The organism is Thermodesulfobium acidiphilum (genome assembly GCF_003057965.1).
Classification (GTDB): domain Bacteria; phylum Thermodesulfobiota; class Thermodesulfobiia; order Thermodesulfobiales; family Thermodesulfobiaceae; genus Thermodesulfobium; species Thermodesulfobium acidiphilum.
Genome location: NZ_CP020921.1, coordinates 902,970 through 921,316, shown reverse-complemented (window position 1 = coordinate 921,316; position 18,347 = coordinate 902,970). Strand labels below are relative to the sequence as shown.

The 18,347-nt window shown below is 32.3% G+C and carries 17 protein-coding genes, 1 tRNA gene and 1 pseudogene; 16 read left to right on the top strand and 3 right to left on the bottom strand.

Going from position 1 to position 18,347, the window contains the following annotated elements; all coding sequences use genetic code 11:
* Window positions 1-40: 40 nt before the first annotated feature.
* The gene (locus TDSAC_RS04755) at window positions 41-1,102 is read left to right on the top strand and encodes a radical SAM protein (RefSeq protein WP_150130296.1); all 1,062 of its coding nucleotides are present in this window, start codon (window positions 41-43) and stop codon (window positions 1,100-1,102) included.
* Window position 1,103: 1 nt separating this feature from the next.
* Here TDSAC_RS04755 and TDSAC_RS09065 read toward each other — a convergent pair whose 3' ends face one another.
* Entirely contained in the window at window positions 1,104-1,268 is a 165-nt protein-coding gene (locus TDSAC_RS09065; RefSeq protein WP_199919701.1) for a hypothetical protein, read from the bottom strand.
* Between the two features lie 95 nt (window positions 1,269-1,363).
* Between TDSAC_RS09065 and trxB the strand changes: the two genes are divergently transcribed.
* The 12 genes and pseudogenes from trxB (at window position 1,364) to TDSAC_RS04690 (ending at window position 13,071) form a co-directional block, all read left to right on the top strand.
* On the top strand, window positions 1,364-2,953 hold the full coding sequence (gene trxB / locus TDSAC_RS04750; protein WP_108309124.1) for a thioredoxin-disulfide reductase: 1,590 nt from the start codon (window positions 1,364-1,366) through the stop codon (window positions 2,951-2,953).
* A 103-nt stretch (window positions 2,954-3,056) separates the two neighbouring features.
* Window positions 3,057-3,251: a PAS domain-containing protein gene (locus TDSAC_RS04745; protein WP_108309123.1), complete on the top strand. Its 195-nt coding sequence runs from the start codon at window positions 3,057-3,059 to the stop codon at window positions 3,249-3,251.
* A gap of 239 nt (window positions 3,252-3,490) precedes the next feature.
* Window positions 3,491-3,958 (top strand): annotated as a pseudogene (locus TDSAC_RS04735) (GGDEF domain-containing protein); the annotation flags it as partial.
* A gap of 142 nt (window positions 3,959-4,100) precedes the next feature.
* A complete protein-coding gene (locus TDSAC_RS04730; protein WP_108309120.1) occupies window positions 4,101-5,192 on the top strand; it encodes a class II glutamine amidotransferase in 1,092 nt (363 codons plus the stop codon).
* Window positions 5,179-6,693 (top strand): glutamate synthase-related protein, encoded by a 1,515-nt coding sequence (locus TDSAC_RS04725; RefSeq protein ID WP_199919700.1) that lies wholly within the window; start codon window positions 5,179-5,181, stop codon window positions 6,691-6,693. Before TDSAC_RS04730 ends, TDSAC_RS04725 begins: the two co-directional genes overlap by 14 nt.
* Before the next feature lie 2 nt (window positions 6,694-6,695).
* Window positions 6,696-7,430, top strand: a complete 735-nt coding sequence (locus TDSAC_RS04720; protein WP_108309119.1) for a GltB/FmdC/FwdC-like GXGXG domain-containing protein — start codon at window positions 6,696-6,698, stop codon at window positions 7,428-7,430.
* Window positions 7,431-7,497: 67 nt separating this feature from the next.
* Window positions 7,498-8,823: a replicative DNA helicase gene (dnaB, locus tag TDSAC_RS04715; protein WP_108309118.1), complete on the top strand. Its 1,326-nt coding sequence runs from the start codon at window positions 7,498-7,500 to the stop codon at window positions 8,821-8,823.
* A 20-nt stretch (window positions 8,824-8,843) separates the two neighbouring features.
* Window positions 8,844-10,151, top strand: coding sequence for an adenylosuccinate synthase (locus TDSAC_RS04710; protein WP_108309117.1), 1,308 nt, complete (start codon window positions 8,844-8,846; stop codon window positions 10,149-10,151).
* Between the two features lie 20 nt (window positions 10,152-10,171).
* Complete coding sequence (locus TDSAC_RS04705; protein WP_108309116.1) at window positions 10,172-10,744, top strand: 5-formyltetrahydrofolate cyclo-ligase; 573 nt, start codon at window positions 10,172-10,174, stop codon at window positions 10,742-10,744.
* The gene (locus TDSAC_RS04700; protein ID WP_199919699.1) at window positions 10,741-11,460 is read left to right on the top strand and encodes a biotin--[acetyl-CoA-carboxylase] ligase; all 720 of its coding nucleotides are present in this window, start codon (window positions 10,741-10,743) and stop codon (window positions 11,458-11,460) included. The genes TDSAC_RS04705 and TDSAC_RS04700 overlap by 4 nt, the downstream gene beginning before the upstream one ends.
* A gap of 13 nt (window positions 11,461-11,473) precedes the next feature.
* Window positions 11,474-12,970 carry a threonine synthase gene (gene thrC, locus TDSAC_RS04695; protein WP_108309114.1) on the top strand — a complete coding sequence of 499 codons (1,497 nt, stop codon included), beginning with the start codon at window positions 11,474-11,476 and terminating at the stop codon, window positions 12,968-12,970.
* A 25-nt stretch (window positions 12,971-12,995) separates the two neighbouring features.
* Window positions 12,996-13,071, top strand: a tRNA-Thr gene (locus TDSAC_RS04690).
* Between the two features lie 9 nt (window positions 13,072-13,080).
* Here the strand turns inward: TDSAC_RS04690 and TDSAC_RS04685 are convergent.
* Window positions 13,081-14,850, bottom strand: a complete 1,770-nt coding sequence (locus tag TDSAC_RS04685) for a sensor domain-containing diguanylate cyclase (protein ID WP_108309113.1) — start codon at window positions 14,848-14,850, stop codon at window positions 13,081-13,083.
* Between the two features lie 31 nt (window positions 14,851-14,881).
* Window positions 14,882-15,766: a hypothetical protein gene (locus TDSAC_RS04680; protein ID WP_108309112.1), complete on the bottom strand. Its 885-nt coding sequence runs from the start codon at window positions 15,764-15,766 to the stop codon at window positions 14,882-14,884.
* A gap of 127 nt (window positions 15,767-15,893) precedes the next feature.
* Between TDSAC_RS04680 and TDSAC_RS04675 the strand changes: the two genes are divergently transcribed.
* From TDSAC_RS04675 to TDSAC_RS04665, 3 genes are all read left to right on the top strand, one after another.
* Window positions 15,894-16,874: an asparaginase gene (locus TDSAC_RS04675; protein ID WP_108309111.1), complete on the top strand. Its 981-nt coding sequence runs from the start codon at window positions 15,894-15,896 to the stop codon at window positions 16,872-16,874.
* 83 nt (window positions 16,875-16,957) lie between these two features.
* Window positions 16,958-18,124, top strand: coding sequence for a M20 metallopeptidase family protein (locus TDSAC_RS04670; RefSeq protein ID WP_108309110.1), 1,167 nt, complete (start codon window positions 16,958-16,960; stop codon window positions 18,122-18,124).
* A 21-nt stretch (window positions 18,125-18,145) separates the two neighbouring features.
* Window positions 18,146-18,340: a DUF3311 domain-containing protein gene (locus TDSAC_RS04665; protein WP_108309109.1), complete on the top strand. Its 195-nt coding sequence runs from the start codon at window positions 18,146-18,148 to the stop codon at window positions 18,338-18,340.
* The last annotated feature ends 7 nt before the right edge of the window (window positions 18,341-18,347 follow it).

The following is an 18,347-nucleotide window of genomic DNA, read 5'->3' as shown; positions in this document are numbered from 1 at the left end:
AGGATAATCTTAAGAAAGGTTCTGGAAAAGTCTGCCGAAAGTGAAAGAGCTGATAGGAGATCGTGTAGCTGTCAGTTTGGCAGCTAATATGACCGTTCCATTTACAGTTCAAATACACATCACTGAAAGGTGCAATTTGAACTGTAGGCACTGTTATCAAGAAAATGAAATATCCAATGAGATGAGTCTGAAAGAAATTGAAGGCATCACAGAAGAAATATTAGAAGTAGTTCATGATTGGGCAGAGAAGTCTCAAATCGCTTTTCTGCCCAATATAAATTTATTAGGGGGAGAGGTTTTTGTAAGAAGAGATTGGGAAGAGATTTTAGATTTTTTTTCTAAAAAGCATATAGAGTACTATATACTTACCAATGCTACTCTGATAGACAAAGATGTCGCAAGAAAGCTTAAAGATTTTCACGTATCTGGGGTACAGGTCAGTTTGGATGGTCCTGAAAAAATTCATGACTATATTAGGGGTCAAGATTCATTTAAAAAAGCCGTTATCGGCATAAATAACCTTAGAGAAAATGAAATTGACGTAACTTTGAACACTACAATTTCTAAAATTAACTATGAATCTTTTCAGGATCTATTTCAAGTTGCCAAAAGTCTGCAAGTTAGTGGACTGGTCTTCTCAAGGCTGGTACCCACTGGACACTCGCAAGATAGCAAGGATTTAATATTAAGCAAAGAAGAGTTAAGATCTATTTATAATTTTGTTAAGGAAAATAACTTGATTTCTGATTTTAAAGTAAATACAGGCGATCCTATTGCTTCCTTGTACATCGATTGCAATACGTCTTATGGTTTTGGCGGGTGCGCAGCAGGATTTGCAGGGATAACTATTTTAAGCGATGCAACCCTTGTTCCTTGCAGGAGGCTAAAGATCCCTCTTGGTAATCTAAGAAGAGATTCATTTAGAGAGATATGGGCTAATTCTGAGGTATTAAATAAGCTCAGGGATCAAGAAAATTATTTCGGAAAATGCAAGGAATGTTCTGAATTTATGAAATGTAGGGGCTGCAGGGCAGTATGTTTCGCTCTATCGACAAGGAAAGAGGATAGATATTTAGATGAAGATCCTCAGTGCATCTTTTGATTTAAAATTTCTCAAAAATATTTGGTTTGAAAAGCGCTACATATATAAAGAATATTGAAAACAACGTGCTAATGATTCTTACGTAAAGACTAAAAGGAAATGAAAAAGCCACTATCAAAAGTATGGCTACGGTAATTAACATAATAGCTCTAATTGATTTTGGCATAGATTTCTCCCTGATAATAATTTTTATTATTTAAATTTTAACATTTTAAGTATAAAATTGAAATATGTTTATTAATATAAAGAAGGAGTGATAATATGGGAATTATTGACGAAAAGATAAAAAATTCTTTAAAAGAGAGCTTCTTGATATTGAAGGAAAGTGTAAATATAAAGGTTTTTTTGCCAGAGGTAAAAGATCAATTTTACGAATATACTAAAGAAATATTTGAAGTTTTGCCAGAGGTTTCAGAGAAAATTTCAGTTAAATTTATATCAAAAAGCGATGTACCTTCAAATCTTATAGATGAAGAAATAAAGTGTCCTATAATTATATTTGATGATGAAAAGTTAGATGCAATATTCGTAGGAACTCCTATTGGAGAAGAAGCTCACACATTGGTGAACGCTATTTTGATAATTTCTGGTACAAAACAATTTTTAAATGAAAAAGATGCTTCGTTAATTAGTGATATAAAAAAAGAAACAGTCGTGGAAGTTTACGTGAGTCCTACCTGCCCATATTGCCCTCAACAAGCTATAATGGCCATAAACGCAAGTTTGATTAATAGAAATATCAAGACAAGAATAATAGAAATATTCGAAAATAAGGAAATCGCCCAGAAAAAGGCTATTAGATCTGTACCAGTTACTTATGTAGATAATGAACAGGTAGCAATTGGCCTTCAATCAAATGAAGAATTTGTGTTATCTTTGATTGGAAAAGGCATTCAGGAACTTCTTCATAACGAAAAAGAAAAATTAAAAGAATTTGACTTAACAATAGTAGGAGCTGGTCCTGCAGGCCTCTCTGCTGCAATATACGCAAGGAGATCAGGACTTTCAGTGGGTATTTTTGAAAGTGAGATGGTAGGAGGTCAGGTACTTACTACTCCTCAGGTTGAGAACTATCCAGGCTTCATCAGTATTTCAGGGAAATCCTTAGTTGATATTCTAACTCAGCATGTACTTAATTATGTAAGTATTAATATTGGAGAGGAAGTAAAGAAAATTAATAAAGTAGAAGATTATTTTGAGGTTATTACATCTGATGATTTTTATAAGTCTAAAGCTATTCTTTTAGCAACTGGTGCATCCAAAAAAAGGCTAAATGTTCCAGGTGAGACCTCTTTCTATGGCAAGGGAGTAAGCTACTGTGCACTTTGTGATGGATATTTTTATAAGGGTAAAAAAGTTTTTCTTGTAGGAGGGGGAAATACAGCTTTAACTGATGCAATATATCTTAAAAACGTTGGAGCTGATATAACTCTTATTCACAGGAGGGATACCCTAAGAGCAGAAAAATACCTTCAAGATTCATTTTTCAAACTTGGAATAGACATTATATGGAATAGTGAGGTAAAAGAAATCTTAGGGAAAGATTCAGTTGAGTTTATTAAGATTGTAAATAACGTTACAGGTGAAGAGCAGACTCTCGCTCTTGACGGCCTTTTTATAGCAGTTGGGTATATGCCAAACAATTCACTTGCAAAAGACTTAGGTGTTGAGCTTGATGAAGAAGGATATATAAAGGTTGATAGAAATATGAGAACCAACGTTCACAGAGTATATGCAGCAGGAGATATAGTAGGAGGAGAAAAGCAAATTGTCGTGGCTGTCTCAAGAGGAGCTATAGCTGCCACGTCTGCATTTGAGGACATTTTGACACCATATTGGGTTAAAAAATAGAAATTATTTAAAACATATGATTTCTGAAAAATAAAATATTTTTATTGTGATATAATGTCAAAAGCTATTTTTAAGTACTTAAATTTTATAAATAGGGAGTCTGGTGTGTAAGACAGAGAACAGCCTTGATCTGAACCCCCATATTTTCAAGTTTATTTTTGAAAATATAGATGTGGGATTTTATATTTATGATGTCGAAATAAACAAGATAATTTATGCTAACAAATGTTTTTCTACACTAGTAAATTTAGAAATAGAAGAGATACTTAGCTTAGAAGACCCCTTTTATCCTTATTAATCCAGATAAAATGGATTATATCATGGAATATTTGAATATTAAAATAAATGATTTAGATGAAAGTAAATTTACTAAAAAATATATTAAGCTCAGAAGATTAAATAAATCAACTATTGTACATACAAAATTCAGAATGCTTAAATTCGAACAAGATGGGAAAAACTGCCTACTTATAAGCGCTTCAAACGTGACAAGCTTTATTAAAAAAACTAAAAAAACTAAAAAAACTTAATAATAAAGCTCAAACAGATTTTCTAACAGGAATACATAATAGATTTTCCCTGGAAGATAAGTATAAAGAAATATTACTAACAAAAGACTCGTTTGGAGCGATAATGTTCGATATAGATAACTTTAAGCATTTTAACTATACATTTGAACATACCAAAGGAGATGAAATTCTAAAAAAGGTTTCAGAAGAAGTAAGGTCTTTTTTAAGGAAAGAAGATATCTTTATAAGGTGGGACGGGGACGAATTTTTAATTATTGTATTGGATATTTCTGATAACACTCTGTTAAAGATTGTTCAGAAAATTAGAGATGGGATATCATCAATTGATTTTGGAATTGACGAAGAGGTAACGATTTCAATTGGCGCAGATATCTTCAATTCAAATATTGATCTGGATGATTTAACTAGTAATATTGATAGGGATCTTTTTAATGCAAAACATAATGGGAAAAATACTTTTTCGTGGTGTGAATGAAATATAATCTTAATTTGTTATAAAAATATAATTTTATACTACCACCATAATTTTTTATATTTCTCAAAATAAATTAATTTGCTAACTATATAATATCTATTGTAAAATAGAAAGTCCAATAATATTTGTTTAGGAGGTTTTCATGATACCTGCAGAAGAACATATACCATCTGGATGTGCAGCAGCGGGAATCATGAATAAATCTGGTGTTCGCATATCTGGTGATGCAATTATGGATATGATGTCGGTTATGCATTCAAGATCTAACGGTTTAGGTGGAGGTTTTGCTGCTTATGGCATTTATCCAGAAATTCCAGATTATTATTGCCTGCACATTATGTTTGATAATGAATCAGCAAAAAGGGAAGTAGATTCATTAATTGAAGAAAATTTTATAACAGAACGTCAAGAAAAGATCCCGACCAGAAATATTAAAGAGATTAAAGACCCTCCGCTTTTGTGGAGATATTTTGTATTGCCAAAACCTGATAAGTTAATAGCTAAAAATATAGATGCAAACGATTTTGTGGTAAGGTTGGTAATGCTTATAAATACCAGGATTCCTGGATCGTATGTAAATTCTTCTGGGAAAAATATGGGTGTTTTTAAGGGCGTAGGCTATCCTGAAGATATTGGGCGTTTTTTTATGTTAGAAAAATATAGTGCATATATTTGGACTGCTCATGGAAGATTTCCTACAAATACTCCTGGTTGGTGGGCAGGTGCTCATCCGTTCTCTATTCTTGACTGGACTGTGGTTCACAATGGGGAGATTTCTTCATATGGTATTAACAAAAGATTTTTAGAAACTTACGGTTATGAGTGTGTACTTTTAACTGATACTGAGGTAATTGCATATACTTTCGACCTTCTTGTTAGAAAACATGGTTTACCTCTCGAAATTGCGTGTAACGTAGTAGCTTCAAAGTTTTGGAAGGATATAGAGATTATGCCTGAAGAAGAGAGAAAGCTTCATACTGCTTTAAGAATGACTTATGGGAATTTGCTTTTAAATGGGCCGTTTGCAATAATTGTTGCTACCAATAATTATATGATGGGATTAAATGACAGAATTAAACTAAGGCCTCTTGTTTACGGGAAAAAAGGTGACTTTTCTTATTTGGCAAGTGAAGAATCTTCAATTAGAAAAATAGAAAATAATCTCGAAAAAGTATATTCCCTTGTTGCCGGCAAGCCCTTGAAAGTTGAGGTAAATAAAGATGTCTGTGCTTGATAAACTACTTCCTGAATTTTTTATAAAAGTTGATAGAGAAGTTTGTATAAAGTGCGGACAATGTGTTAAGAATTGTGGTTTTTCAGCTCTTATGCAGGACAAAGATAAGAACGTAAAACCAATTCATGAGAAGTGTGTAGCTTGTCAAAGGTGTATGTATATCTGCCCTACAAAAGCTATTCAAATAATTAAATTTCCCGGCACGCAAAAGCACAATGATTATTGGAAACCTGAATACATTAAAAATATAAAGAAACAGGCTAATAGTGGGGGAATACTTTTAACAGCTGCAGGTAATGATAAACCGTACCCTGTGATTTTTGATAGACTTTTATTAGACGCGTGTCAGGTTACTAATCCATCAATTGACCCATTAAGGGAACCAATGGAAATAATAAGCTATTTAGGAGAAAAACCAATTGATATATCTTTAGAATTTAGGGATAACAAATATGTTTTGAAAGATAACATTAAACCCAATATAAAACTTAATTCTCCTATTATATTTGCAGCAATGTCATATGGGGCTATATCGTTAAATGCACATAAAGCGCTTGCAAAGGCTGCAAGGGAGTGTGGCATTTTGATGAATACTGGAGAAGGTGGCTTACACAAGGATCTTTATGAATATTCAGATAATATAATAGTTCAAGTAGCTTCTGGAAGATTTGGTGTAAGTCCAGAATATCTTAAAAGAGCTGCTGCAATTGAGATTAAAATTGGACAGGGAGCAAAACCAGGAATAGGTGGACATTTGCCAGGATATAAGGTAGACAATGAAGTTTCATCTACTAGAATGATCCCAAAGGGTACTGATGCACTCTCACCTGCACCTCATCATGATATATATTCAATTGAAGACTTGGCCCAATTAATTGCTTCTTTAAAAGAGACTGTAGATTATTCTAAACCGGTAGGTGTTAAGATTGCAGCAGTTCACAATATTGCTGCAATAGCTTCTGGAGTTGCTAGAGCTGATGCAGATTATATCGTAATTGACGGTTTTAGGGGCGGTACAGGTGCAGCACCAGCCATGATTAGAGATCATATTGGGATACCCATAGAGCTTGCAATTGCTGCAGTTGATGATAGGTTAAGGAAAGAGAAGATTAGAAATAAGGTTTCTATTGTGGCTGCTGGCGGTATTCGACACGCCGCTGATATGGCAAAGGCTCTAGCTCTTGGTGCGGATTTTGTTACTATTGGAACTGTTGCTTTAATAGCTATGGGTTGTACTTTATGCCAGAAGTGCTATACAGGGAATTGTTCATGGGGAATTGCTACCCAAAGACCAGAGTTGGTTGAAAGGCTCAATCCTGATGAGGCATCTAAAAAGCTCATTAATTTAATAAGAGGTTGGAGTCTGGAATTAAAAGAGATAATGGGTGCATTAGGAATTAATGCTATAGAAAGTTTAGTTGGAAATAGAGAGAGATTAAGGGCACTGGAACTTTCAAGAGAAACTCTGGAAGTTCTTGGCGTCAAGCCTGCCGGGAGGTAAATATGGTTACAATAGATGCTATGAATATGGATTCAAAACAGCTAAACAAAAAGATTAAAGAGTCTATTCGACAAGGTCATAAGGAAATTAAAATTATAAATGTTCTTGGACAAAGGTTTATTGGTAATGGGATACAAAATAGTGACTTAAAAATTACTATATATGGCACTGCTGGCAATGATCTTGGCATGTTTATGGATGGTGTAAATATAGAGCTTTTTGGTAATGCACAGGATGGTGTGGGAAATACTTTAAACAGTGGTACAATATGTGTTCACGGAAATGCTGGGGACGTAGTAGGATATGCTGCTAGAGGCGGAAAAATTTTTATTGAAAAAAATGTAGGCTATAGAGTAGGCATTCACATGAAAGAATTTGAAAACAACGTTCCTGTGATTGTGGTTGGAGGAAGCGCGGGAAGCTTTTTAGGAGAATACATGGCAGGGGGCATTTTGGTAATATTAAATATTGATTCGCCTAAGGTAATGAAAGCAGATGCAATTGGTACAGGTATGCATGGTGGAAAAATATACATACGTGGTGATGTAAATATAAACAACATAGGTAAAGAGGTTGTAGTACTTGATATAGATGATAATGATTATGAAATATTAAAAAATATTTTAAGCGAATATGGAAGTAAATTTAATTATAATGCTGTAGAACTCTTAAAAGATAGGTTTATTAAGATTAAAGCGATATCTCACAGACCTTATGGAAATCTCTATGCATACTAATATTATTCTTTTAAATGACTTTCAATTTTGCCATTTTTAATTTTAACCGTTTCTGTGAATAGTTATCATGTTAGATAGAACTCCCCCATATAATTTAGAAGCAGAACAAGCCCTTTTGGGCTCTATGTTGCTTAGTAGAGAAGCAATTGCAATGTGCATTGAAACTGTTAAGCCAGAATATTTTTATAAAACTGCTCATAGGCATATATATTCATCTATTGTAGAGCTTTTTGACAAGGGAGATCCTGTAGACATAGTAACTTTGTCAGAAAAGTTGTCTACAAAAAATTTGTTGGACGAAATAGGCGGTCCAAGTTATCTAGCCGATCTCGTTTCGAATTTATTAACGCCTGCCAATGCTCAATATTATGCAAAACTAGTTGAGGAAGCTGCATTGTTTAGAAAGTTGATAGAAGTTGGAACAGAAATTGTAGAAATAGGCTTTTCCAGGGAAAACATAGAAGATGCTCTCGATAGAGCTGAAAAACTTGTTTTTGAAATTACACAAAAAAGATCTAGAAAAGGATTTGTCCATATATCGGATGCCCTCACTTCTACTTTTGAAATGATTGATAAGTCATTTCAAAATAAAACAGGCATAACAGGTGAACCTAGTGGTTTTAAAGACTTTGACTTCTTAACAGCAGGGTTTCAGCCTTCAGATCTCATTATTATTGCTGCAAGACCATCAATGGGTAAAACTGCATTTTGTTTGAATCTTGCAAGATATTTATCAGGGCAACCCGGAAAGGCTGTAGGGATATTTTCGCTTGAAATGTCTAAGGAACAATTATCTCAAAGATTGATATGTGCTGAGAGTATGATAGATATTCATAACCTTAGAACAGGAAATATTCAAGAACATGAATGGCCCAGATTGAGTAGAGCAATATCAAAGCTTTCTGAATGTAACCTTTATATCGATGATACTCCTAATATATCTGCTCTTGAGATGAGGGCTAAGTCAAGAAAATTAAAAAGTGAAACTCCATTATCACTGATAATAGTCGATTATCTGCAACTTATGCAGGGTAGAAAAAGTGAAAATAGAGTACAAGAGGTAGCTGAAATTGCAAGATCGCTTAAGGCTTTGGCTAGAGAGATAGAAGTTCCAATAATTGCTCTCTCGCAACTATCCAGAGCAGTCGAGACTAGAAATGAGAAAAGACCAGTACTTTCTGATCTTAGAGAGTCAGGCGAAATTGAACAAATAGCTGATGTTGTAGCATTTATATATAGGGATGAATATTATAACCCAAAGTCAGACAAGAAAAGAATTGCCGAAATAATTATTGCTAAGCAAAGGAATGGCCCTTTGGGCAAAGTAGAATTGGTGTTTCTAAAAGAACAAGCAAAATTTGTAAATAAAGAGGATTTTTATAGCAATGAGTAAAATTTTGGAGGTGTAGTTTAATGCCAGGAATTGTTATTGTAGGAGCACAGTGGGGAGATGAAGGGAAAGGTAAAATTACTGATTGGCTTGCGCAAAGGATGAATTTGATTGTGAGATATCAAGGTGGAGATAATGCGGGTCACACTGTGGTAGTTGATGATAAAGAATATAAGTTTCATAACATACCGTCAGGAATTTTGTATTCTGACAAGAAATGCATAATTGGTAACGGTGCAGTCCTAAATCTCTGGATGTTACACAAAGAAGTTGAAAGCCTGAAAGAAAGAGGTCATCAATGTAAAAACCTTTTCATAAGCACAAGGACTCACTTGATTTTACCGTTCCATCCAATTATAGATAGATGGAAAGACCAAACTCCTAATGGGAAGGTAATAGGTACTACAGGCAGGGGTATTGGTCCAACATATATGGATAAATATGGTAGAGTTGGAATAAGAATGGGAGATTTATATTGTTCTGAGTCTGATTTGAAGGATTTGTTACACAAATCTTATGAGGAAAAAATAAAGCTTTATAGTAATTTTGTTGATTTAAGCTCCATAAATATTGATTCAATTTTTAAAGAGTTGCTAAGATTTAAAGAATACTTTGCAGATCACGTTATTGATTCTGTTTACGAAATCAACGATGCCTTAAAAAATGGACAAAAGGTTTTATTTGAGGGTGCTCAGGGAACACTACTTGATTTGGACCATGGAACATATCCATTTGTAACCTCTTCACATCCAACTGCAGGAGGTGCGTGTATGGGTTCAGGTGTAGGTCCAAAATTTATAAATGGTATAATCGGTATAGCGAAGGCATACACCACAAGGGTTGGCGAAGGCCCATTTCCTACTGAGTTATTTGATGATATAGGTGAAAAAATCAGACAAAAGGGGCATGAATTCGGTACTACTACAGGTAGACCAAGAAGAACTGGATGGCTTGATGCAGTGGTCTTGCACTATAGCTCAATTGTCAATTCTTTTGACGGTTTTGCGCTTACAAAACTTGATGTATTGGATGATTTAGATACATTAAAAATTGCATATGCTTATAAATTAAGATCCGGTAAAGTCGTAGACAGAATGCCTTCATGTATATCCGATTTGTATAATGTTGAGTTGCTTTACGAAGAAATGCCTGGGTGGAAAACTGATACTACAAACGTTAAAAAATTTGAAGATTTGCCAGAGAATGCCATAAAGTATATAAAAAGGATTGAAGAGCTATCAAAAACCCCTGTTTTATTCGTTAGTATAGGTGCTAAGCGTTCTCAAACACTTATAGCAGATGATTCAATTCTGAAAAAGTTAGGAATTTAATTTACCTTAAGTAAATTTTTATGGAAAAAATATTAATAAGGGAAAGAGTTCTTAGAAAAAGGGAAAGTCTTAGTTTAGATTTTCAAAAATCTATGAGCCAGGTTATTTGTTTAATGATTATAAAAAGTTTCTTTTATCTGGAAGCTGATAGTTTGATGTTATATTCCTCTATAAAGGGTGAGGTTGATCTTAAAACTTTGTATACAGATGCTTTAAAAAGACATAAAAAAGTGTTTTTGCCAACTGTTTCTTTAAAAAATATCAAGATTAACCCGGTTCAATGCTTTGTAGATACTATATGGGAAAGAGGACCGTATGGTATTTTTGAACCTTTGTATAAACCCAATAGAATTAAGCAAAAAAATTTTGATCTGGTTTTTATTCCTGGAGTAGCATTTGATCGAAATTTTAATAGGATAGGTTTTGGCAAAGGTTTTTACGACAAATTTTTGAAAAAATTACCAAAAACAACTTTGAAAATTGGTGTAGCGTTTGACGTTCAGATAGTTGAAAATATTAACTCAGATCCTTGGGATATAAAAATGGACATCATTGTTACTGAAAAAGGCTTCCTTTGCAGGGAGGAATCTTGAAAGATTTAGAAAAAATATTATTTTTAAAAAAGGTTGAGAGTACTCAGGACGTATCAAAAGATTGGATAAGAAAATACAATTTTTCGCCTGTTATAGTTGCATCAGAACAAACTAAAGGAAGAGGACAACGAAATTCGCTATGGCAATCCTATAAAGGTGGTCTGTGGTTTTCTCTTTCATTGAAAAATTTTTCTACGTTTAAAGATACACTTTTGCCTCTAATGTGTTCTTATGCTGTGCTAAAGTCTATCGAAAATTTGACTTTACATCCGATGATCAAATGGCCAAACGATGTAATGTTATTATATAAAAAAGTTGCAGGTATACTTGTAGAAAAATTTAACTTTAATGGTGAAGTTTATCATATTTGTGGCTTTGGAATAAACGTTAATAATGAAATAAATATTGAAAACATTAGATATCCTGCAATCAACTTAAAATCGATCCTTAAAAGAGAGATAAACGTTAACATGCTTTTGTTCAATATTTTAGAAAATTTTGAGAAAATTTTAGAGAATTTTTCTGATATTTTTTTTGATACGATATTAAAAGATATAAATAATAAACTTTTTTTAAAAAACGAATTTATAAAAATTGAGAAACAAAATAAAATTGTTTATAACGCAATTTTAGATTCTATTGGCTCTGAAGGAGAATTAATTTATATTTTGAACGGCAAATATTATTCATTATTCTCTGGAAGAATTATTTTTTAAATGAGGTGAAAGAATGCTTTATAAAAGTACTAGAGGAGATAATGAAAAACTCTTAGCTTCTGAAACTATTCTAGAAGGTTTATCGAAAGATGGAGGACTTTTTGTTCCTGAAGAAATACCACCAATCGATATAAAGGAAATTTCGAAATTAGAAAGATACCAGGACGTTGCTTTTTTAATACTGAAGAAATTTTTAACAGATTATACTAATGATGAAATAAGCTATTGTATAGATCAAGCTTATAATCTTGATAAATTTGATAATAAATTTATTACTCCAATTTTTAGTTTTAATAAAAATTGCTCAATAACTGAATTATGGCACGGTCCAACTCAAGCTTTTAAGGATATTGCTCTTCAAATTATGCCACTTTTACTGTCGATTGCAAAAAATAAAAATAACATACATAACGAAATAGTTATTTTGGTTGCTACATCTGGCGATACAGGTAAGGCAGCTCTTGAAGGTTATAAGGATGTAAAGGGTACTAAAATTATTGTTTTTTTCCCTCATAATGGAGTAAGCGAGATTCAAAAGTTACAGATGATTACTCAAGAAGGTACAAATACCTTCTCTTTCGCAGTAAAAGGAAATTTTGATGACGTACAAACCAGTGTAAAATCAATTTTCAACGATGTGGCTTTAAACAATAAGTTATTACAGAATGGCTTTGAACTTTCTTCTGCAAACTCAATAAATTGGGGGAGATTAGTTCCTCAAATAGTATATTATTTTTATTCTTATATCCAGGGCTTGAAAAACAATTTATTTGATATGAATTCGGAAATAAATTTCGTTGTTCCTACTGGAAACTTTGGTAATATATTAGCTGGTTATTATGCTAAAAAAATGGGTTTACCAATAAAAAAACTTATTTGTGCTTCAAACAGCAATAACGTTCTTACAGATTTTATAAACAATGGAATATACAATAGGAAAAGAAAATTTTATAAAACTATCTCTCCCTCAATGGATATTTTGATTTCTAGTAACCTAGAAAGACTATTATATGATTTATCTAATTCGGACTCAAACTATATTTTAAATCTAATGATTCAACTAAAAGAAAATGGGGAATATAAGATAAATAATGATTTACACTCGAAAATAAAGAATCTGTTTTGGGCTGATTGGGTTGATGATACGACAACAAAAAAGCAAATTTATAAAGATTTCAAAGAAAACAATTATCTTTTGGATACTCATACTTCTGTAGGCAGATCTGTTTATCTAAAATACATTAGTCAAACAAAGGACTTTACACCAACATTTATATTATCTACTGCGAATCCATATAAATTTTCAATTAGTATTTACGAAGCTTTATTTGGAAAACCAGACCCTACTAAAAGTGAATTCGATTTAATGTTTGAATTGGAAGAAAAAACAAATGTTCCGATTCCAGCACCATTAAGGTCTTTAAAAGAAAAAAGCATAATTCATAAAGTTGTAATAAATAAAGAGCAAATGTCAGATGAAATTTTGAAAATCTTAGGCATAAAATCATAATTTTTTGATATAATATTTAAACTAGGCCAACGTAGCTCAGCTGGCAGAGCAACTGATTCGTAATCAGTAGGTCGGCGGTTCAAATCCGCCCGTTGGCTCCAGTATAAATTTTATATTTCATATATGCTACACCTTACACAGTTTTTGCCTGCAGCTTTAGCAGCATACATCAAATCATCTACTCTTTTAGTTATTGAATTTACTGTATCAAAGTGCTGATAACTCGTAACTCCAAAGCTAGCAGTTACGAATTTAACTTCAGGGATATTTAATCTGCATATTCCATCCTTAAGCTCAAGAGCTAATTTTTCAGCATAATGTAGATTGGTATTTGTCAGGAGTATCATAAACTCTTCTCCACCCCATCTAGCTATAAAATCAGTCTTTCTGATTCTATTTTTAATGAAATTTACAATTTCTACAAGAACTCTGTCTCCAACCGCATGGCCATAATTGTCATTAATAGTTTTAAAATCATCAATATCAAACATTATAAGTGAAAAAGGTATCTTATTTCGCTTTGTTCTTTCAATTTCTTCTTCTAATCTTTTTTCAAAATATCTTCTATTGTACGAATCAGTTAAAGAATCTTTAATAGATAACTCGTATAGCTCTTCTTCCATTTTTTTGTTTTCAGAAATATCTCTTATTGATTCAATTGCTCCTATTACATTTCCTTTCTTATCAATTAACTTAGACGTGGCAACAAATACATATGCTCCTGCATTGTTAAATATTTTTGGAGAAAAAGTTTCTGCATAGATTATGTTGTCTGATTTATAAATCAAATTGTAATTTTCCTTTAAAAGTTTTTCGTTATTACTTAAGATTATATTGGCTAGTAATGGTCTTGGTTTATCGTAAAACAATATTGAATATTCTAGATAATCTTTCCCTAACATTATTTCTTTTGTCTTGCCTGTCAATGTTTCCAAAGCTTTATTCCATGCTATAATTTTTCCTTCAGAATTTATAACAAAGGTAGCATCGGGTAAGTTTTCAATTATGTTGTTTAAAAGAAAATACGCCCTTTCTAATTCAAGTTGAGCCTTTTTTCTTTCTGTAATATCCTGGACCGTCCAAATAGTGATCTTTTCTTTTTCGTCAATAACATTTGCTGTTGCTTCGCAAATAATTAAATCATTATTCCTTCTCTTTTGACGAATTTCTATAAGTTCAATTTTTTTGTTTATAAATAAATCATTATATAACTTATCAATTCTTTCATATTCTTCTTCATCATAAAACAGTATTTTTGTTGGCTTTCCAACGAGTTCTTTTTCATCAGAGTAGCCAAATATTTTAGCAAACTTTGGGTTTACTTGTAAGATCTCCCTGTTTTTTACAAGTGCGATACCAATTAAAGCGTTTTCAATAATATTCTTCCTGATCTCTGAGATTTCTTTCTCTTTTTTTCTAAAATCTAGTCTGTCTAAGCCAATTGAAATATCTTTTGAGAGTTCTTCTAATAATTTTTTCAGATCTCCTGTGAAGACATTCTCTTCAGAGTGATATACTGATAAGCAAGCCCAAATATCATTCTCTTTAAATATTGGAATAGTAGCGCTTGATTTTATTACATATTTTTTAGCCAGATTTTTCCAGGGAGCTGTAAAACTTTCCTTTTCAAATGATTGGACATAATTAGCAACTTTATTTCTCCATGTTTTTCCAGATGAGCCCTGTCCTTCAAGTATTTCAGGACTAATCGAAATAAAAGCAGAATATGCGTATTTAGTATTACCCGATGCTGCAAGAATCCTAAATATGCCATCTTTATCTGGCTTAGCAATGAAAGCAAGTTTTAGATGCCCATATCTTACAGCTATGTCACATATCGATTGATATAAAGTTGACTCATCTTGTACATTTGCGATCAATTGATTTACTTGTGCAAGTACAGTGCCAAAATCAATAATTCTTTGAAGATTTTCTCTCTCTCTTTTTTTTAGTTATATAGAAAAATATAAAAGCATTTACAAGAATCATTAAAATTAAAACAAGCCCTTCAATAAATAATCTTTTTAAAGATATATTTACATATGTTTCCCAAATTAGTTTTTTAGGATAAACTGCTTTTATTTCAAATGGATAACCGGGAACTGTTACTATTACTTCATTTCCAGTAATATTTGATGCGTTTTTTATAAAAATTCCATCAGAAAGTCTTCCTAATAGTTCATTGTTTCTTAAATCCTTTACTATCAAATTAATTTTTTTGCTTTTTAGATTACTAGAAAATAAATTATCTAAAAAATATGTCGTTCGGATGTAATAAAGTGGTTTGCCAAGGGTATCTCTTAATATATATCTTTCATTTAATACTTCGGTGTTAAAATAGCCTATGTGAACTAATCCAAGCTGATAGTCTGAATTTTTATTAACGGAAAAAAAATTTATTTTAGGTACTTCACTAATATTTGGAAGAGTAGTATAAATAATTTTATCTTCTTTGGAATATATACTAAAAGCAGGTGTGTCAGAATAAAATTTTGTTAGATATTTTATAAAATTGGCGGTCTCTTTATCAACTAAAATACCGGAAGACCGATTGCTCAATAATAAATTTCCAATGAATTTAAGCACTTCAAACTTTGAGTCAAGTTTTCTTGAAATTTCACTTGCATATAAAGAGGCTAAATTTCTTGCATTATTCTCAACGATTAATTGAGCATTAAAAAATTCTTTGACTTCGCTGCTAATAATCCAGAAAATAATAAACATTGTAGGTAGAAAAAGTAAAAAACTTGTGAGTATTTTATATTGTCTTATTCTTTTTAAAATATTTAAAATCATTTGAAAATAATTCAACTCCCAAATATTTTATCATACTCACAATTATAGCTTACATTGTAAACCAAATTAATTTAAAATACCTCTTTAAGTAGTATTATTAAAATAAAAAATTTGTGGGAGGCATTCAATGAAAAAGGTGGTAATTGTGGCAACTGGGGGAACAATTGCAATGAAAAAAAATGAAGCCGGAAAATCAATTCCTGCTGTTACTGGAGAAGGGCTTATAAGCAGCGTGCCAGGCATTAGAGATATTGCAGATTTTGAAGTAGTAAATTTTAGTAATTTTGCTAGTTGCAATATGAAACCAGAAAATTTATTAAAGCTCGCTAATAAAATTAAAGATATACTTAAAAATAAAAATATAAGTGGGATAGTTATAACACATGGTACAGATACCATTGAGGATAGTGCGTTTTTTTTGGAATTGACTATCGATGATGAAAGGCCTATAATCTTCACGGCTGCTCAAAGAGATGCATCCGAGTTTGATTCAGATGGTCCAAGAAATATAAAAAATTCTGCAAAAATAGCTATTGACGATTGCGCAAAAAATAGAGGTATAATGGTTTCTCTAAATGAAGAAATTTTTGGGGCTCTATATGTTCATAAAAGTCATACAAGCAACGTTAAAACATTTGATTCGGGTAATATGGGAATAATTGGATATGTTGATATAGATAGGATTTGTTTCTACAACAATCATAGATCAAAGATAAAGTTTCAAATTCCTGAAAACTTCCCAAAGGTTGTGCCAATTTTAGCGTATACAGGTATTACTTCAGATATTATAGACTTCTATATAAAAAATGGTGCTGAGGGCATTGTAATTGAAGCTTTTGGGCGTGGAAATGTGCCTCCTGAGTTAGAAGAAGGTATTATAATGGCCATAGAACAAAGGATTCCAGTTGTAATCACTTCAAGATGTCACAATGGCAGAGTATTACCTGTATATTCATATAGGGGTGGATCAAGCAGGCTAAAGGATTTTGGTTGCATATTTTCGGAAGGAATTTCTACATCTAAATCTCGTTTACTTTTAGGTCTTGCCCTTACCCAAACAAATGACCATTTAAAAATTCAGGATATTTTTAATAAAATTGCTTGTTGATTTGTTTTATTATAAAGATTGTTTATTTAACTTCATAATTAAATGTTTTATAATATTCAAATACAATAAAATAGGGGGTATATATGTATAACAAATTGGACTCTTTGCAAAATATCTTTGAATATGTAGTAGAGATGAGAAGATATTTTCACATGTATCCAGAGCTTGGATTAGCAGAATTTAATACTCAAGCAAAAATAATCTCTGAATTAGAAAGTTTTGGATTAAAACCTAAAAAAATTGGCGATACTGGCGTAATATGTGAGATCATAGGAAGTGGTCCTAAAAGAGTTGCAATAAGAGCAGATATAGATGCTTTACCTATAGATGATGCTATCGATAAATCATATAGATCAAGAAATCCTAATGTGTGCCACGCGTGTGGACATGATGGCCATACAGCAATGCTTCTTGGAGTTGCCAGATTTTTCTCTGAAAATATAGATTTATTGCGAGGTAACTTAAGACTAATCTTCCAACCAAACGAAGAAAAAGTACCCATTGGAGGTGCTAAAAGATTAATTGAAGAGGGGGCATTGGATGGTGTAGATATTATTATTGGAGCACATTTGTGGCAACCAATTGAGTCTGGAAAGATAGGGATTAGTTATGATAAATTAATGGCTTGTGCTGATGAATTTATTATTAATATTAATGGTCGTGGAGGACATGGGTCAATGCCTCATCAAACTATTGATCCAATTATAACAGGTGCACAAATTATTCTTGCGCTTAAAATAATTACAGCTACAAGCATAGATCCGCTGGAAAATGCTGTTTTATCCATCGGCCTTTTTAACTCAGGTTCCGCTTTTAACATAATTCCTGATAAATCTCTTATAAAGGGTACAGTAAGAACATTTTCCCAGGAAGTTAGAGAGACAATGTTTAAACGCATTAAAGAAATCTGTGAGGGAATATGTGCTTCAAATAGTGCAAAATTTACTATGGAACCTATCTTTGGCTACCCTTCTCTAATAAACCACGAGAGCGTTGCAAAAATAATTGAAAATTCTGCGATCGAAGTTATTGGAGAAGAAAACGTTCTACATATAAAACCAGTAATGGGCGCTGAAGATTTTTCTTATTATCTACAAAAAATAAAGGGTGCGTTCTTTTTTATTGGAGCTGGCAATGCAGCTAAGGGCATAGTGTATCCTCATCATCACCCCCATTTCGATATCGATGAGGATGCCTTAATGGTAGGTCTTAAGGTTCTTATTAATTCTACGATAAAACTTTTGAAATAAAAAATAAGGGGGTATATCAGTATGAAAGCTTTAAAGTTCGTTTTGACTCTAATTCCATTTGTTTGGACAATTGCAGCGATCCCTTTCGTGAACACAGTAAAACCAATCGTATTGGGTCTTCCATTTTTAGCTTTTTGGTTGGTAGCAGGTATATTTGTAGCATTTGTATGTCTTAGTATTGTCTATAAAATTGATACAAAAAATTCTAATGGATAGGAGCTGA

Bases quoted from the DNA above. Each gene is read 5' to 3' on its own strand.
- TDSAC_RS04665 (WP_108309109.1), top strand. From the start codon at position 18,146: ATGAAAGCTTTAAAGTTCGTTTTGACTCTAATTCCATTTGTTTGGACA.
- TDSAC_RS04705 (WP_108309116.1), top strand. From the start codon at position 10,172: ATGGAAAAAATATTAATAAGGGAAAGAGTTCTTAGAAAAAGGGAAAGT.
- dnaB (WP_108309118.1), top strand. From the start codon at position 7,498: ATGTTAGATAGAACTCCCCCATATAATTTAGAAGCAGAACAAGCCCTT.
- TDSAC_RS04675 (WP_108309111.1), top strand. From the start codon at position 15,894: ATGAAAAAGGTGGTAATTGTGGCAACTGGGGGAACAATTGCAATGAAA.
- TDSAC_RS04730 (WP_108309120.1), top strand. From the start codon at position 4,101: ATGATACCTGCAGAAGAACATATACCATCTGGATGTGCAGCAGCGGGA.
- TDSAC_RS09065 (WP_199919701.1), bottom strand. From the start codon at position 1,268: ATGCCAAAATCAATTAGAGCTATTATGTTAATTACCGTAGCCATACTT.
- TDSAC_RS04680 (WP_108309112.1), bottom strand. From the start codon at position 15,766: ATGATTTTAAATATTTTAAAAAGAATAAGACAATATAAAATACTCACA.
- TDSAC_RS04720 (WP_108309119.1), top strand. From the start codon at position 6,696: ATGGTTACAATAGATGCTATGAATATGGATTCAAAACAGCTAAACAAA.
- TDSAC_RS04725 (WP_199919700.1), top strand. From the start codon at position 5,179: ATGTCTGTGCTTGATAAACTACTTCCTGAATTTTTTATAAAAGTTGAT.
- TDSAC_RS04710 (WP_108309117.1), top strand. From the start codon at position 8,844: ATGCCAGGAATTGTTATTGTAGGAGCACAGTGGGGAGATGAAGGGAAA.
- trxB (WP_108309124.1), top strand. From the start codon at position 1,364: ATGGGAATTATTGACGAAAAGATAAAAAATTCTTTAAAAGAGAGCTTC.
- thrC (WP_108309114.1), top strand. From the start codon at position 11,474: ATGCTTTATAAAAGTACTAGAGGAGATAATGAAAAACTCTTAGCTTCT.
- TDSAC_RS04670 (WP_108309110.1), top strand. From the start codon at position 16,958: ATGTATAACAAATTGGACTCTTTGCAAAATATCTTTGAATATGTAGTA.